Source organism: Pseudomonas sp. A6, from assembly GCF_052367875.1.
GTDB classification, from domain to species: Bacteria; Pseudomonadota; Gammaproteobacteria; order Pseudomonadales; family Pseudomonadaceae; genus Pseudomonas; species Pseudomonas citronellolis.
Window position 1 is genome coordinate 7,166,054 of record NZ_CP198970.1, and the last position, 15,901, is coordinate 7,181,954.

Below are 15,901 nucleotides of genomic sequence, written 5' to 3' on the forward strand. Positions count from 1 at the left end.
CGGGGCCAGGGCACGCGCCCTATCAGTCGGTAGTGATCTTCGAATGCGTCCGGGTGTCCTTCATGGTCACGTAGACCAGCAGCGAGCAGGCGATGCAGCCGGTGACGTACCAGTAGAAGCCGCTCTCCATGCCGATGCTCTTGAACCACAGCGCCACGTACTCGGCGGTGCCGCCGAAGATGGACACGGTCAGCGCGTACGGCAGGCCCACGCCCAGGGCGCGGATTTCGGTGGGGAACAGCTCGGCCTTCACCACGGCGTTGATCGAGGTGTAGCCGCTGACGATCACCAGCGCCGCCATGATCAGGAAGAACGCGCCCCACCAGGTGTCGATGCTGTGCAGGGTGCTGAGGATCGGGTAGGTGAAGACGGTGCCCAGCACGCCGAAGGCGATCAGGATGGGGCGCCGGCCGATCTTGTCCGACAGCGCGCCGACGATGGGCTGCAGCAGCATGAACAGGAACAGGGTGGCGGCCGAGATCATGGTCGAGTCGGTCTTGCTCATGCCCACGGTGTTCACCAGGTACTTCTGCATGTACGTGGTGTAGGTGTAGAAGGCCAGGGTGCCGCCCATGGTCAGGCCGACCACGGTGAGGACTTCCTTGGGATGGCGCAGCAGGGCGCGCATCAGGCTTTCCTTGGGCTCTTCCTTCTTCTTGGCGAAGGACTCGGTCTCTTCCATGCCGCGGCGCAGGAACATGGCGGTCACCGCGCACAGCGCGCCGATGAAGAAGGGCACGCGCCAGCCCCAGCTTTCCAGCTGTTCGACGGTCAGGGTCTGCTGCAGCACGATGAGCACCGCCAGGGCGATGAGCTGGCCGGAGATCAGCGTCACGTACTGGAAGCTGGAGAAGAAGCCGCGTTGCTCCTTGTTGGCCATCTCGCTGAGGTAGGTGGCCGAGGTGCCGTACTCGCCGCCGACCGACAGGCCCTGCAGCAGCCGCGCGAGCACCAGCAGGATGGGCGCGCCGACGCCGATGGTCTCGTAGCTGGGGGTGAGGGCGATGATCAGCGAGCCGAAGCACATCAGCAGCACCGAGGCCAGCAGCGCGGCCTTGCGGCCCTTGCGGTCGGCGTAGATGCCCATCAGCCAGCCGCCGATCGGGCGCATCAGGAAGCCCACGGCGAAGATCGCGGCGGTGTTGAGCAGTTGGGCGGTCATGTCGCCCTGGGGGAAGAAGGCCTTGGCGAAGTACAGGGAGAAGGCGGCGTAGACGTACCAGTCGTACCACTCCACCAGGTTGCCCACCGAACCGCTGAAGATCGACTTGATGCGCTGGGAGGTCGTACGGGGCGCGGCAGAAGCGGAGACGGCGCTTGCGCTATCCATGGGTAATCCTCTTGTCGTTGTTGTCGTCGGGTGCGCGGACCACGAAACCACGCACCGGCGCGCCGCGAGGTGCGGCGCAGTGGGGAGGGCGATAGCAGGCAACGTGCCAAGGGCGCAAAGCCGCGTGGGGCAAGGGATTACGGGGTTTTCGTACAGTGTGGGCAGGCGGTTGGATGCCGATGGGCGGGGTGGGTGAGCGGAAATCCGCTTATTTGGAGTGGCTTTTCGTTGGGGCGAGATGGCTCGCGAATGGTGGTCTGCCGGGGCTTCGGTGTTTGTCTGAAGAGCGCCCTCTCCCTAACCCTCTCCCTGAAGGGAGAGGGGACCGTTCGGAGCGCGTGGGCATTCCTGAGTCAGCCGGCAACACCGAAGGTTTCCGGCTGAAACCATTCCTCCTCTCGGCACGGACTAGCTCCCTCTCCCTAAAAAGAGAGAGGGGACCGTTCGGCGTGCGTGGGTATTCCGGAGTCAGCCGGCAACGCCGAAGGTTTCCGGCTGAAACCATTCCTCCTCTCGGCACGGACAAGCCCCCTCTCCCTTCAGGGAGAGGGCTGGGGAGAGGGGCTCTTCAGGGCATGCACCACACCCAGCCGGTTGGCGCCGTTCGCGAGCAAGCTCGCTCCTACAGGAAGAAAGACCGCAGCGGCTCAACGCTGCTTGAACAACTCCCCCGGCGTAAAACCGAACAACCCCTTGAACGCAGCGATATAGGCCGAAGTGGAGTCATAGCCACAATCCAGCGCCGCAACGGTCACGCTGGCGCCATCCTCCAGCACACCCAGCGAGCCGAGCAGCCGCTGGCGTTGGCGCCAGAGGCGGAAGCTCATGCCGGTCTCGCGCTGGAACAGGCGCGAGAGGGTCTTTTCCGAGGTGCCCAGGCGCTGCGCCCAGTCGCCCAGGGTGAGGCTGGTACTGGGCTGTTCGATCAGCGCCTGGCACAGCTGCAGCAACCGTGGCTCCTGGGGCATGGGCAGGGAGAAGGCGACTTCCGGCAGGGTGCGCAACTGGTCCAGCAGCACGCTCACCAGGCGCTGCTCGGGGCTGTCGCCCTGTGGATAATCCACCGCCAGCTCGCAGAAGCTCTTGATCAGCTCGCGGGCCAGCGGCGTCACCTCCAGCACCCGGCAGCGTGGCTCCGCCCAGGCGCAGGCCTCGGCGCTCAGGTAGAGGCTGCGCATCTCCGCGCGGCCGGAGGTGACCACCTCGTGCTCCAGGTACGCCGGTATCCAGATGGCCCGCTGCGGCGGGGCGAAGAAGCTGCCCTCGGCGGTGTGCACGCCGAGCACCCCGCTGATGGCGTAGGACAGCTGCACCCAGGCGTGGTGGTGGCGGCCGGTCCAGGAGCCGGCGCGCAGGCTCTCGGCGCGCGCATAGACCGGCCGCGGCAGGTCGTCGAGCGTGGGAATCGCGCGTTGCAGATGGGGGTGCTGTCCGTTCATCGCTATGCTTTGGCTTTGTATCGCTAGTGGACAGAGTCTGGCAGGGCTACCCTGCCGCCTCAAGCCGTCAACGGAGCCCGCCCATGCTGAATTTCTCCGCCCAGGAATATCCCTATGCTTCGCAGCGCTCGCTGGTGTACGCCCGGCGCGGCATGGTGGCCACCTCGCAGCCGCTGGCGGCGCAGGTCGGGCTGGACATGCTCAAGCGCGGCGGCAACGCGGTGGACGCCGCGGTGGCCACGGCGGCGGCGCTGACGGTGGTGGAGCCCACCGGCTGCGGCATCGGCGGCGATGCCTTCGCCTTGGTGTGGGTCAAGGACAAGCTGCACGGCCTGGACGCCGCCGGCTACGCGCCCGGGGCGCTGGACATCGGCACGCTGCGCGGCGCCGGCCACGCGCGCATGCCGCTGTACGGCTGGACGCCGGTGACCGTGCCGGGCTGCCCGGCGGCCTGGGCCGAGCTGTCGGCGCGCTTCGGCCGGCTGCCCTTCGCCGAGCTGCTGGCCCCGGCCATCGAGCTGGCCGAGCAGGGCTTCCCGGTCTCGCCGGTGATCGCCGGCCTCTGGCAGAGCGGCCTGGACAAGTTCCGCGGGGTGCGCGACGCGCACCCGGAACTGGCGGCCTGGTTCGACGAATTCCTCATCGACGGCCGCGCCCCGCGCGCCGGGGAAATCTTCCGCAATCCCGGCCAGGCACAGACCCTGCGCGAACTGGCGCAAAGCCGCTGCGAGAGCTTCTACCGCGGCGCCCTGGCCCAGCGCATCGCCGCCCACGCCCGGGACAGCGGCGGCTACCTGGACGAGGCCGACCTGGCCGGCTACCGCGCCCAGTGGGTCGAGCCCATCGCGCTGAACTACCGCGGCTACGACGTCTGGGAAATCCCCCCGGCCGGCCAGGGCCTGGTGGCGCTGATGGCCTTGAACATCCTCAAGGGCTTCGAATTCGGCGAGCGCGACAGCCCGGACACCTGGCACCGCCAGCTGGAGGCCATGAAGCTGGCCTACGCCGACGGCCGCGCCTACATCGGCCAGCCGGACGCCATGCGCTTCAGCGTCGCCGACCTGCTCAGCGACGACTACGCCGCCAGCCGCCGCGCGCTGATCGGCGAGCGCGCCCTGGAACCGCACCCGGGCAAGCCGCGCGCCGGCGGCACCGTGTACCTCGCCACGGCCGACGGCGAGGGCAACCTGGTGTCGTTCATCCAGAGCAACTACCACGGCTTCGGCTCCGGCGTGGTGGTGCCCGGCACCGGCATCGCCCTGCAGAACCGCGGCGCCGAGTTCAGCCTCGACGCCGGTCACGTCAACGCCCTGGCCCCGGGCAAGAAGACCTTCCACACCATCATCCCCGGCTTCCTCAGCAAGGGCGGCGTGCCCCTGGGCCCGTTCGGCGTGATGGGCGCCTACATGCAGCCCCAGGGCCACGTGCAGATGGTGATGAACCTGGTGGACTTCGGCCTCAACCCCCAGGCCGCGCTGGACGCCCCGCGCTGGCAGTGGCTGGGCGACAAGCGCATCGGCATCGAGCACGGCGCGCCGCGCAGCCTGGCGGCGGTGCTCACCCGTCGTGGCCACCATGTGGAAGTGGCCCACGACCTGAGCAGCTACGGGCGCGGCCAGATCATCCTGCGCGACCCGCGCAGCGGCGTGCTCTGCGGCGGCACCGAGCCGCGCACCGACGGGCAGATCGCCGCCTGGTGAGGGCCGCCGCCGGGCCGGCGGAGGTGCTTGCGCGGCGCGGCTCTGGCATCATCCGCGCCCGGAAAGGCCGCGGCCGCCCGCAAGGTGGCCGCCGGGGCGCTTGTGTAGATTCTTCACAGCAAACCTGTATACACATTTTGAATTGATTCCATTCAACTCAACGCAATCGTGTATTCAATAAGCCCTGTCCATGCTCGCCAAAATGGCGCTTCGGCTCGTTGCACTGCCCTGTTTGAAGGCACGACTTGTCCCAGGAGTCAGGTTTTGCCCGATGCCAGGCCTTCGCCGGCCGCGGCGCAGGCCCATGAAACAGCATGGCTTTTCCCAAAACACAGAAGAAAACCGGGCCCGCGCCCCGCGTTGGCCCCGATCTTGCCTCGGCAGGCCAAGCCTGACCGAGTGGACAGGTTCAGAATTCCAATTAGATCGCAGCACTTCAAAACCTAGGAGCACCACATGACTCGCACCCTCGCATCCCTGCTGCTCGCCGGCGGGCTGCTGGCTACCGGCCAGGCCATGGCCGGCGGCGAAGACCTCACCCCCGCGCCGGCCAGCAACGACGGCCCGCTGATCTGGCACAACGAAAGCCTGACCTACCTGTGGGGCAAGAACTTCAAGGTCAACCCGCCGATCCAGCAGACCTTCACCTTCGAGAGCGCGAGCGCCTGGACCTGGGGCGACATCTGGTTCTTCGTCGACCAGATCAACTACAACGGCAAGGAAGACAGCCAGAACGGCAAGAACACCTACTACGGCGAGTTCAGCCCGCGCCTGTCGTTCGGCAAGATCACCGGCGCCGACCTGTCGCTGGGCCCGATCAAGGACGTGCTGCTGGCCACCACCTACGAATTCGGCGAAGGCGACACCGAGGCCTACCTGATCGGCCCGGGCTTCGACCTGGCCCTGCCTGGCTTCGACTACTTCCAGCTGAACTTCTACTACCGCAAGCCCGACGGCAACCGCGTGCCCTCCGGCGCCTGGCAGGTCACCCCGGCGTGGGCCGTGACCATCCCGGTAGGCAACTCCGACATCCTCTTCGACGGCTTCATGGACTGGGTGGTCAACAACAAGAGCGCCAGCGCCAGCGAACGCGGCCAGAGCGACTACCACGCCAACCTGCACTTCAACCCGCAGATCAAGTACGACCTGGGCAAGGCCATGGGCTACGAAGCCAAGCACCTGTACGTGGGCGTGGAGTACGACTACTGGTCCGACAAGTACGGGATCAAGGATTCGCAGTTCTTCACGACCGACCAGAACACCACCAGTCTGTTGGTGAAGTACCACTTCTGATTGGGGCTGGGCGCTTTTCTGTTCTGTAGGAGCGAGCTTGCTCGCGAACGGTGCTTGCTCGGGACTTTGGGTGTTGGGCTGTAGAACGCCCTCTCCCTAACCCTCTCCCTGAAGGGAGAGGGGACCGTTCGGAGTGCTTGGGTGTTCTGGAGTCAGCCGGCAACACCGCAGGTTTCCGGCTGAAACCATTCCTCCTCTCGGCACGGACTAGCCCCCTCTCCCTTCAGGGCGGGGCGCGCAGCCGAGGGCTGGGGAGAGGGTTGCGGAGTCAATCCAACACACCAGAGCCACCGGGAAACTCCGTTCGCGAGCAAGCTCGCTCCTACGAAAAGCCCCACAACCTCACCCCGCCAGCGCCTGCACCACCCCCATCACCAGCAACAGGCTCCCCCCCGCCAACAACGTCTGCAGCGTGATGATCCCCGCCATCAGGTGACTGTCCCCACCCAGCTGCCGCGTCAGCACATAGGCCGTAGGCGCCGTCGGCAAGGCGAAGAACAGCACGAACACCGCCGACTCCAGCGGCGCCAGGCCCAACAGCTGGGCGCAGGCGAAGGCCAGGGCGGGCATCGCCAGCAGGCGCGTGGCGCAGCTGCCCAGCAGCACCGGCAGTTCCGCGCGCAGTTCCTTCGGTTGCAGCGCCGCTCCCACGCAAAGCAGGCCCAGCGGCAGGCTGGCCACCGCCAGCAGGTCGAACAGCCGGGCGCTGCCGCCGCCCAGTTCCAGGCCGGCCAGGTTGACCAGGGCGCCGGCGGCGCAGGCGAGGATCAGCGGGTTCTTCAGGATCGGCAGCAGCAGCGCGCGGGCACTGATGCCGCGTTCGGCGGTCAGTGCCCAGACCGACATCAGGTTCACCGTCGGCACCATCAGCGCCAGCATCAGCGCCGCCAGGGTCAGGCCTTCCTTGCCGTACAGGCTGCCCACCGCGGCCAGGCCCAGGTAGGTGTTGAAGCGCAGCACCCCCTGGGCGATGGCGCCGAAGCGCGCCGCGCTCCAGGCGCGCAGCCGCCGGCTGGCCAGCAGCGCCAGCCAGGCGCCGCCCAGGCCCAGGGCCACCGCCAGGGCCAGGCGGCCCAGCCCCGGGTCGCGCAGCGGCGCCTTGGCCAGGCTGGCGAACAGCAGCGCGGGGAACAGGATGAAGTAGTTCAGGCGTTCGGCCGCCGGCCAGAAGGCCTCGCCGGGGAAGCCGCGGCGGCGCAGCAGGTAGCCGCCGACGATGAGCGCGAAGAGCGGCCAGAGGGCCTCGAAGAGAACGGACACGGATACCCCGCGGCGGTGGTTGGGCGCCCATCTTGCCCAGCCGCGCGCGGGGACGGCAAGCCGGGCCCGGAACCGCGAGGCGCTCAGGCCTTACCGGGACGGCAGCGCCGCATCACCAACCCGAGCAGCCTACGGCAGGCCTCGTCGGTGGAGGTGTCGGTGGCGTCCACTTCGAAGTCGGCGTCCAGCGGCGGCTCGTAGGGGCTGTCGATGCCGGTGAAGTTGCGCAGGCGGCCTTCCCGGGCGGCCTTGTACAGGCCCTTGGGGTCGCGCTCGGCGCAGGTCTGCAGCGGCGTGCTGAGGTAGACGCTGAGGAACTCGTCGGCCGGGAACAGCGCGCGGGCGGCGTCGCGCTCGGCGCGGAACGGCGAGATGGCGGCGACTATCACCACCAGCCCGGCCTCGGTCATCAGCCGCGCGGCCTGGGCCAGGCGGCGGATGTTCTCGCGGCGGCCCTCGGGGCTCATGTCCAGGTCGCTGCACAGGCCGCCGCGGACCTGGTCGCCATCGAGCAGGAAGCTGTGCACGCGCTCGCGGTGCAGGGCCAGCTCCAGGGCGTTGGCCAGGCTCGACTTGCCCGAGCCGGACAGGCCGGTCAGCCAGATGCAGCAGGGGCGCTGGCCCTTGAGGGCGGCGCGGGCCTCGCGGCGCACGCTGCCGGTGACGGGGAACAGGGGTACTTTGAGGTCACTCATAGCCAAGCAGTTGGTAGTCGCGTTGATAGGCGCGGCGCACCAGGCGCCGCGTGCGAGTGCTGCAGAATTCCCGGGCCGGGCCGGCCTGGCGCTGCCGAGAGGCGTTCAGGTGGGGCAGTTGGCCGCTCATGCCCAGGTGCTCGCACAGCGTCTGGAAGTCCGCTTCCAGGTTCTCCTGGCGGCCGATGAAGTCCAGCCCCAGGTGGCCGAGGGAGTCGCAGAGGAAGGCCACCTGCGGCACGAAATGCAGCTGGCGCTGGAGGTTGTCCGGGTGCAGCCAGCGGTCGACGAAGTCGTCGAAGTCGCGGTACTGGCAGACCAGTTGGTGCGCCGCCCGGTCGCGCTGCGGCAGCTGGTTGCCGCGCAGGTAGGCGTAGGCCGAGTAGGCGCGCTCCAGCGGGTCGCGGACGAAGCTGAACTTGAAGCTTTCGGCGTAGTCGCGGGGGAACTGCTGCTCATACCAGTACAGCGGCAGGTGGCCGGGGCGCCCGCCGTCGAACAGCGCCGCGCAGAGGCTGCTGCCGGCGCACTTGGGCACGTGCACGAACAGGCAGCGGCGCTCGCGGAAATACGCGGGGAAATGGGCGTTGCCGGACATCGCCTTGTTGACGATCTGTCGTTCCTGCACCGGCAGGCGGCTGAGCAGGAAGTTGCGCTGGACCTTGGGCAGCAGCTTCCAGAAGTAGCGTTGCAGCATGGGGACTCTCGAACGCCGGAGGGTCGCTCCGGTGGTTTTCCTTGGATGGCGGGAGGGCCCCGGCCTTAAGGAAACCTTAACAGGCCCGTGTCCGGTGATTATTCCTTCTTGGTCAAGAATGTAAGGTTTCCGATACATGGCTGTCCGGTCCGGGGCGCGGGCCTTGTGGCTTGCAGGCTGGCCTGGGGCGATTTCCGACGGCCGGGGAGTCTATTCCCGGCCCAGCGCGGCGCCCACGGCGAAAAGGATGCACAAAGCGTAGGAAAGCCCTGAGGAAGTGGCTGGCAGCCCGCCGCCGGTCGGGGCGCCACGAATGCGGCAAGCCCGGGCCCCGGCGGCGAAAGGCAGCTTTTTCTTATGTCGCAACGACATATTTAATAATTTTCCGAGCCTCCCGCTTCCGCCACCATCCGCCCTGTCACGTGCCGCCCGCCATTCGGGCCCAGGGGCCACAGAGCCCATCGCCACGCACGTTCCGCTTCGCTGTGAAATCTCCGGCCATCTGGCCACTGCCGCAGTTATCCAATAACAAGCCCAACAGGCTGTGGGAGTGCTTCATGAACAAGTCCTTGCTTGCGCGTTTCACCCGTCCCCTCGCCCTCGCCGGGCTGCTCGCCGGCGCCGCCGGAGCGGCCCAGGCCGGCACCCTGTCCATCGGTCATACCACCTGGGTCGGCTACGGCACCCTGTACCTGGCCCGCGACCTGGGCTACTTCAAGGAGCAGGGCCTGGACCTGCAGCTCACCCCCATCGAGGAAGCGGCGATGTACATGGCCGCCCAGGCCTCCGGCAAGCTCTCCGGCTCCGCCTCGACCATCGACGAAATCCTCAAGTACCGCCCGCAGTTCTGCTTCAAGGCCGTGGCCGCGCTGGACGACAGCCATGGCGGCGACGGCGTGCTGGTGGGCAAGGACGTCACCAGCCTGGCCCAGCTCAAGGGCCAGGAAGTGGCGGTCAACGAAGGCTCGGTGTCGCAGTTCTGGCTGGCGTACCTGCTGAAGAACGCCGGCATGAGCATGGGCGACATCAAGGTGCAGAACATGACCGCCGACGATGCCGCCACCGCCTTCATCGCCGGGCGCATCCCCGCCGCGGTGACCTGGGAGCCGCACCTGTCGATGGTGCGCCAGAAGCAGCAGGGCAAGGTGCTGGTGGACAGCACCAGCACCCCCGGGGTGATCGTCGACGTGGTGGCGCTGAACTGCGACGTCATCGACAAGCAGCCCGACGACGTCAAGGCCCTGGTCAAGGGCCTGTACAAGGCCGTGCAGTACACCAAGGAGCACCCGCAGGAGGCCTACGCCATCATGGCCAAGGGCGTCGGCGGCTACCTGTCCGACCCCAAGGACCTGGCCGAGGCGGCCAAGGGTGTGCGCTTCTATGACGAGGCCATGAGCGAGAAGCTCCTCGGCGCCCCCGGCAAGGCCGGCGACATCAAGGACATCATCGGCCTGGCCAACGAGACCTGGACGCAACTGCAGGGCAAGACCTTCCAGGTCAGCTACGACGACCTGGTGGACACCCGCTTCGTCGCCCAGTGAACCCGGCGGGCCGCGCGCCCGCCCTCCCCATCCCTCGTTCCACAGCATCCTGGCGGAAGGCTTGCGGCCGTCCGCATGGAGGTAATCCGCGATGTCACGTCCGAATAAATCCTGGCTCAGCCGCTGCCTGACGCCCAAGGTCGAGCTGCCGGTGCGCCTGGTGTGGTCCGCCAGCGCCCTGTGCTGGCTGCTGGTGTTCGGCCTCTGGGCCCTGCTCTCCTACGGCGGCGTGGTGCCGGCGATGTTCCTGCCCAGCCCCGGCGCGGTACTGGACGCCGCCGTGCGCCTGGGCCGCGACGGCACCCTGGGCACCCACGTGCTGGCCAGCGTCGAGGTGGTGATGATCGGCTTCCTGGTCTCGTCCCTGGTTGCCGTGCCCCTGGGCCTGCTGATGGGCAGCTTCCGCATCGTCCAGGCCTTCCTCGAACCGCTGGTGAACTTCATCCGCTACCTGCCGGTGACCTCCTTCGTGCCGCTGTTCATCCTGTGGATCGGCATCGGCATCGAGCAGCGCGTCACGGTGATCATCTTCGGCGTGTTCTTCCAGCAGCTGGTGATGATCGCCGACGTCTCCCGCGGCGTCGCCAAGGACCTGGTCAACGCCTCCTATACCCTGGGCTGCACGCGCCGCGACGTGGTGCTGCACGTGCTCGGCCCGGCCTCGCTGCCCGGCGTGCTGGACACCCTGCGGGTGACCATGGGCTGGGCCTGGACGTACCTGGTGGTGGCCGAGCTGGTCGCCGCCTCCAGCGGCCTGGGCTACATCAGCCTCAAGGCCATGCGCGGCTTCCAGGTGGACGTGATCTTCCTGGCCATCGCCATCATCGGCCTGCTCGGGCTGATCACCGACCAACTCTTCCGCATCCTCCGACTGAAGGTGGCCTCATGGGCGCAGTAGCAGCCATGCAACGCAACGACGCGGCACCGGCCGCACAAGGGGCGCAGCCGGCGCGGCTGCGCGTGGACCAGGTCAGCCTGCGCTACCGCACCCCCGAGGGCGGCACCTTCGCCGCGCTGGAGAAGGTCTCCTTCGAGGTGCCGGACCAGCAGTTCGCGGTGATCGTCGGCCCCTCCGGCTGCGGCAAGTCGAGCCTGCTGTACCTCACCGCCGGGCTGTCCGAGCCCACCGAGGGCGACATCTACGTCGGCGGCCAGCGCGTCGACGGCCCCGGCGCCGACCGCGGCATGGTGTTCCAGAGCTACACCCTGTTCCCCTGGCTGACCGTGCGCGAGAACGTCGAGTTCGGCTTGAAGCGCCGCGGCCTGCCGGCCGCCGAGCGCAAGGAGATCGTCGACTACTACCTCAACGAGGTGGGCCTGGCCAACTTCGCCGGCAACTACCCCAAGCAGCTCTCCGGCGGCATGATGCAGCGCGTGGCCATCGCCCGCGCGCTGGCCAACGACCCGCAGATCCTGCTGATGGACGAGCCCTTCGGCGCCCTCGACAGCCAGACGCGCATGCAGATGCAGAAGCTGCTGCTGCGCGTGTGGGACCACAGCAAGAAGACCGTGGTGTTCGTCACCCACGACATCGACGAAGCCATCCTGCTGGGCGACCGCGTCTACGTCATGGGCGCCCGCCCGGGGCGCATCAAGCGCATCCTCGACGTGCCCATCGAGCGCCCGCGCTCGCTGGACATGGTGATGGACCGCCAGTTCATCGAGATGAAGCGCGAAATCCTCGGGCTGCTCCACGACGACCTGGAAGAAGCGCACTGAGGCCCACCGCGGGGGCGGGGCGCCCGCCTCGCTCCCGCGGCCGGCTCAGAGACCGAGATCGCTCAGCGACGGGTGATCGTCCGGGCGCCGGCCCAGCGGCCAGCGGAACAGCCGCTCGTCCTCGCTGATGGGCAGGTCGTTGATGCTGGCGTGGCGTTCGACCATAAGGCCGTTCGCGTCGAAGGCCCAGTTCTCGTTGCCGTAGGAGCGGAACCAGTTGCCCGAGTCGTCGTGCCACTCGTAGGCGAAGCGCACGGCGATGCGCTCGCCGGTGAAGGCCCAGAGCTCCTTGATCAGCCGGTAGTCCAGTTCGCGGCGCCACTTGCCGGTGAGAAATTCGACGATCTGCACGCGGCCACGGATGAAAGTGGAGCGGTTGCGCCAGCTGCTGTCCGGGCTGTAGGCCAGGGACACGCGCTGTGGGTCGCGGCTGTTCCAGCCATCCTCGGCGGCGCGCACCTTCTGGATGGCGGTCTCGCGGGTGAAAGGCGGCAGGGGTGGGCGGGGTTCGCTCATGATGGGGGCTCCTGGGGTGGGGGTTCTGGTCATGGTGCGCCGTAGGTGGGTTTGGAGGAATGACAGGCATCCCACGGATGTTGCCAAGGTGATGGGTGTAGTGGTCAACTCATCCCGGACACGGTTTTAAGTTTTTCTTCAGCTTTCGCTGGAGCCAGTCCATCGTTGAACTGATGCGGCCGGATCCAGTTGTAGTGGCCCATCAGGTATTGGCCAATGTCTCGTTGAGCTTGCTGCCCGGTCAGGTAGCCCGTGGTCGGTATCCACTCTGATTTCAAACTGCGAAATACTCGCTCCATCGGTGCATTATCCCAACAGTTGCCTCGGCGGCTCATGCTCTGGCGCATGCGGTAGCGCCACAGTCTCTGGCGGAACTGACGGCTGCCATATTGCGATCCCTGGTCGGAGTGGAACAGGAGTCCTTGAGGCTTTCCACGTTGTTCGTAGGCGACGTCCAGCGCTTTGACCACCAGGTCTCCATCCGGCTTTTCTGATAAGGCCCAACCAACCACTCTGCGTGCATACAGATCCAGGACAACCGCCAGATAGTGCCATTTGCCCTGTGCCCAGACGTAAGTGATGTCTCCACACCAGACCTGATTTGGCGCTTCGACATCAAACGCTCGGTTCAAGGTGTTCGGAATATCTGGCCGCTCCACTGTGGCCTTTTTGTACGCATGTGATCCTGGCTGCTTACTGATCAACGCCAGCTCACGCATCAGGCTGCGGACCTTGAACCGCCCGATTTGCTCACCTTCTTCTTGCATCATTGCCATGATGGTACGGCTGCCGGGCGCACTTCGACCTCGCGTAAACAACTCATTCACTCGACTGCGCAACCGCAGTCGTTCAACGTCCGGAGTTCGCCTTCTGTGACGATGTGCGTAGTAACTTGAGCGAGTGACTTCGAACACTTCGCACAAACAATCAACGGGCTCATGGTCGCTGAGCTGGCGGATCAGCGCGTACGCTCGAGATCTTCCGACATCAAGAGCGCGGTAGCCTTTTTTAGTATCGATTTCTCGCGTTCAAGGCGCGTGATCCGGGCTTCCAACTCTTGGATTTTTTGCTGCTCTGGCGTCAACGCTTTGCTGGCCGGCGTAACGCCGCCGCGCTCCTGCTGAAGCTGATTAACCCATCGGCGTAGGGCCGACTCGACCAAGCCGAGCGAACGGGCCGCTTCGGCATGGCTGTAGCCTTGATCGAGCACCAGGCAGGCAGCTTCGCGCTTGAACTCAGGGGTAAAGGTACGGCGTTGCTTGGTCATCGGACACCTCTCTGTGGCGAGCATTCTCGCCTAAATGGGTGTCCGGGGTTAGTAGACCACTACACTTGCTCGCGAACGGTGTCCACCTGTGGCTTCGGTGCTCATCCTGGAGAGCGCCCTCTCCCTAACCCTCTCCCTGAAGGGAGAGGGGACCGTTTGGAGTGCATGGGCATTCCTGAGTCAGCCGGCAGCGCCGAAGGTTTCCGGCTGAAACCATCACCTCTCTCGGCACGGACTGCCCCCTCTCCCTTCAGGGAGAGGGCTGGGGAGAGGGGCTCTTGGAAACCCCCACCAACGCCCCACCCGCAAACACCCCCCGATCCTCCCGCGGACAAACCCCGAACCTGGCCCGATAACTCCGCGACAGATACGAAGGCGACTCGAACCCACAAGCCAACCCCACCTCCAGCACACTCATCTCCGTCTGCCGCAACAACTGCCGGGCCTTGTCCAGGCGCAACCCGAGGTAGAAGTTCGATGGCGTATCGTTCAGGTGCAGGCGGAACAGGCGCTCCAACTGGCGGCGGGTGACCTGGATGCGCTCGGCCAGGTCCAGGGTGGAGAGCGGCGGCTCGGTGTGCCTTTCCATCTCGCCCAGCACCTGGATCAGCTTCTTGTTGATCACCCCGTAGCGCGTCGCCAGTTGCAAGCGCTGGTGGTCCTGGCGGGTGCGGATGCGCCCGACCACGAACTGCTCGGACACCTGCACCGCCAGCTCCGGGCCCTGGGCGCGGGCGATCAGGTCGAGCATCAGGTCGATGGACGCCGTGCCGCCGGCGGAGGTGATGCGCGAGCCGTCGATCTCGAACAGCTCCTGGGTCGCCTGCAGCTGTGGATAAGTCTCCCGGAAGGCATCCAGCGCCTCCCAGTGCAGCGTGCAGCGATGGCGGTCGAGCAGCCCGGCCTCGGCGAGGACGAAGCTGCCGGTGTCGATGCCGCCGAGGGTCACGCCCTCGCGGTCAAGGCGGCGCAGCCAGTGCAGCAGCGCCGGGGTGCAGGCCTGCAGCGGGTCGAAGCCGGCCACCACGAACAGCGTGTCGCCACGGCCCAGGGCCTCCAGGGCGCCGTCGGCGTTCATCGACATGCCGCTGCTGGCCAGCATCGGGCCGCCGTCGACGCTCAGCAGGTGCCAGCGGTAGAGCCCGCCGCGGAAGCGGTTGGCGACGCGCAGCGGCTCCACGGCGGAGATGAACCCCATCAGGGAAAAACCGGGCAGCAGGAGGAACCAGAAGTCATTCGACATGGCGTCATCCAGGCGATTCGAGCGGCGATCCGTTGGTATGGAACATTTGCCCGGCCCTGGCAATGGCCGAGGTCGCCAGCGTGCAAGTGCAGGTCGCCGGAGTGCGATTTTCCGTCGCAGGCTGTGCGTAATTTGAACACCAGCCACCGCCTCGCGGGGCCATGACACAACAACGATAACCACTGCCGCAAAGGCCTTGAGGAGAAGTCATGAAGCTATCGATCAAAGCGGGCGCCTGCGCCGCGCTGTTCACCCTGGTCAGCAGCGCCTGGGCCGCCGAGCCGGCGTCGTGCCAGAACGTGCGCATGGGCTCGGTGAACTGGACCGACGTGGTGGCCAGCAGCGCCGTGGCCGAGGCCCTGCTCGACGGCCTGGGCTACAAGGTCAAGCAGACCAGCGCCTCGCAGCAGATCATCCTGGCCGGCATGGCCGACAAGCAGCTCGACGTCTTCCTCGGCTACTGGCAGCCGACCATGCAGCCGGTGGCCAAGCCCTACCTGGACAAGCAGCAGATCGAAGTCATCACCCCGGCCACCCTGGGCGACGCGCAGTCCACCTACGCGGTGCCCACCTACGTCTACGACGGCGGCCTGAAGACCTTCGCCGACATCGCCAAATTCCGCGACAAGCTGGACAACAAGATCTACCTGATCGAGCCGGGCAGCGGCTCCAACCGCATCACCGCGGACATGATCGCCAAGGACAAGTTCGGCCTGAAGGGCTTCCAGGTCGTCGAGTCCAGCGAGGCCGGCATGCTCACCGCGGTCAAGCGCGCCATCAAGCGCCAGCAGTGGGTGGTGTTCTTCGGCTGGAAACCGCACCCGATGAACCTGCAGATCGACATGAAATACCTCACCGGCAGCGACGACGTGTTCGGCCCCAACGAAGGCGCCGCCACCGTCTCCATCATGACTGCCACCGGCTACCAGGAGCAGTGCGGCAACGTCGCCAAGCTGCTGCACAACCTGCGCTTCAGCAGCCAGGAAGTCAGCCAGGTGATGGAACCCATCCTCGACCGCAGCCAGCCGCTGGACGCCGCCCGCACCTGGCTCAAGGCCCATCCCGACCAGCTCAAGGCCTGGCTCGCCGGGGTGACCACCTTCGACGGCAAGCCGGCAGAACCCGCCTTCGTCGCCAGCCTGAAATAAGCCAACAACGCCCCACCCTTGCGCGGCGCGCCCGCCGCGCAGGGCCCCCGTAC

The 15,901-nt window shown here is 66.8% G+C and carries 14 protein-coding genes; 6 read left to right on the top strand and 8 right to left on the bottom strand.

Annotation, left to right across the window (positions count from 1 at the left end):
• Nucleotides 1–22: 22 nt before the first annotated feature.
• Complete coding sequence (locus ACTWJ5_RS31545; protein WP_074986284.1) at nt 23–1,330, bottom strand: MFS transporter; 1,308 nt, start codon at nt 1,328–1,330, stop codon at nt 23–25.
• A 647-nt stretch (nt 1,331–1,977) separates the two neighbouring features.
• Nucleotides 1,978–2,775 carry an AraC family transcriptional regulator gene (locus ACTWJ5_RS31550; protein WP_301501906.1) on the bottom strand — a complete coding sequence of 266 codons (798 nt, stop codon included), beginning with the start codon at nt 2,773–2,775 and terminating at the stop codon, nt 1,978–1,980.
• Between the two features lie 77 nt (nt 2,776–2,852).
• Between ACTWJ5_RS31550 and ACTWJ5_RS31555 the strand changes: the two genes are divergently transcribed.
• Both ACTWJ5_RS31555 and ACTWJ5_RS31560 read left to right on the top strand, forming a co-directional pair.
• A complete protein-coding gene (locus tag ACTWJ5_RS31555) occupies nt 2,853–4,469 on the top strand; it encodes a gamma-glutamyltransferase family protein (protein WP_249918342.1) in 1,617 nt (538 codons plus the stop codon).
• Nucleotides 4,470–4,925: 456 nt separating this feature from the next.
• Nucleotides 4,926–5,762 (top strand): outer membrane protein OmpK, encoded by an 837-nt coding sequence (locus ACTWJ5_RS31560; protein WP_043270226.1) that lies wholly within the window; start codon nt 4,926–4,928, stop codon nt 5,760–5,762.
• A 342-nt stretch (nt 5,763–6,104) separates the two neighbouring features.
• Here the strand turns inward: ACTWJ5_RS31560 and ACTWJ5_RS31565 are convergent, their stop codons facing one another.
• The 3 genes from ACTWJ5_RS31565 to ACTWJ5_RS31575 all read right to left on the bottom strand — a co-directional run bounded on the left by ACTWJ5_RS31565 (nt 6,105) and on the right by ACTWJ5_RS31575 (nt 8,414).
• Nucleotides 6,105–7,022: an AEC family transporter gene (locus ACTWJ5_RS31565; RefSeq protein WP_074986292.1), complete on the bottom strand. Its 918-nt coding sequence runs from the start codon at nt 7,020–7,022 to the stop codon at nt 6,105–6,107.
• A gap of 83 nt (nt 7,023–7,105) precedes the next feature.
• The gene (cysC, locus tag ACTWJ5_RS31570; RefSeq protein ID WP_444437206.1) at nt 7,106–7,717 is read right to left on the bottom strand and encodes an adenylyl-sulfate kinase; all 612 of its coding nucleotides are present in this window, start codon (nt 7,715–7,717) and stop codon (nt 7,106–7,108) included.
• Entirely contained in the window at nt 7,710–8,414 is a 705-nt protein-coding gene (locus ACTWJ5_RS31575) for a sulfotransferase family 2 domain-containing protein (RefSeq protein ID WP_444437207.1), read from the bottom strand. The genes cysC and ACTWJ5_RS31575 overlap by 8 nt, the downstream gene beginning before the upstream one ends.
• 557 nt (nt 8,415–8,971) lie before the next feature.
• Between ACTWJ5_RS31575 and ACTWJ5_RS31580 the strand changes: the two genes are divergently transcribed.
• The 3 genes from ACTWJ5_RS31580 to ACTWJ5_RS31590 all read left to right on the top strand — a co-directional run bounded on the left by ACTWJ5_RS31580 (nt 8,972) and on the right by ACTWJ5_RS31590 (nt 11,674).
• Entirely contained in the window at nt 8,972–9,955 is a 984-nt protein-coding gene (locus ACTWJ5_RS31580) for an ABC transporter substrate-binding protein (RefSeq protein ID WP_249918339.1), read from the top strand.
• 91 nt (nt 9,956–10,046) lie between these two features.
• Nucleotides 10,047–10,853 carry an ABC transporter permease gene (locus tag ACTWJ5_RS31585; protein ID WP_061563149.1) on the top strand — a complete coding sequence of 269 codons (807 nt, stop codon included), beginning with the start codon at nt 10,047–10,049 and terminating at the stop codon, nt 10,851–10,853.
• The gene (locus ACTWJ5_RS31590) at nt 10,841–11,674 is read left to right on the top strand and encodes an ABC transporter ATP-binding protein (RefSeq protein ID WP_043270214.1); all 834 of its coding nucleotides are present in this window, start codon (nt 10,841–10,843) and stop codon (nt 11,672–11,674) included. Before ACTWJ5_RS31585 ends, ACTWJ5_RS31590 begins: the two co-directional genes overlap by 13 nt.
• A gap of 45 nt (nt 11,675–11,719) precedes the next feature.
• Here the strand turns inward: ACTWJ5_RS31590 and ACTWJ5_RS31595 are convergent, their stop codons facing one another.
• The 3 genes from ACTWJ5_RS31595 to ACTWJ5_RS31605 all read right to left on the bottom strand — a co-directional run bounded on the left by ACTWJ5_RS31595 (nt 11,720) and on the right by ACTWJ5_RS31605 (nt 14,700).
• On the bottom strand, nt 11,720–12,190 hold the full coding sequence (locus ACTWJ5_RS31595) for a nuclear transport factor 2 family protein (RefSeq protein ID WP_444437208.1): 471 nt from the start codon (nt 12,188–12,190) through the stop codon (nt 11,720–11,722).
• A gap of 104 nt (nt 12,191–12,294) precedes the next feature.
• Nucleotides 12,295–13,457 (bottom strand): IS3 family transposase gene (locus ACTWJ5_RS31600; RefSeq protein ID WP_112302876.1). Its coding sequence is split into 2 segments (ribosomal slippage): nt 12,295–13,202 and nt 13,202–13,457, totalling 1,164 coding nucleotides; the frame shifts between segments, so codons are not numbered across the junction.
• Nucleotides 13,458–13,707: 250 nt separating this feature from the next.
• The gene (locus ACTWJ5_RS31605; protein WP_444437209.1) at nt 13,708–14,700 is read right to left on the bottom strand and encodes a GlxA family transcriptional regulator; all 993 of its coding nucleotides are present in this window, start codon (nt 14,698–14,700) and stop codon (nt 13,708–13,710) included.
• 209 nt (nt 14,701–14,909) lie between these two features.
• On the opposite strand from ACTWJ5_RS31605, the gene choX reads away from it, so the two are divergent.
• Complete coding sequence (gene choX, locus ACTWJ5_RS31610) at nt 14,910–15,848, top strand: choline ABC transporter substrate-binding protein (RefSeq protein ID WP_074980720.1); 939 nt, start codon at nt 14,910–14,912, stop codon at nt 15,846–15,848.
• Nucleotides 15,849–15,901: the final 53 nt, after the last annotated feature.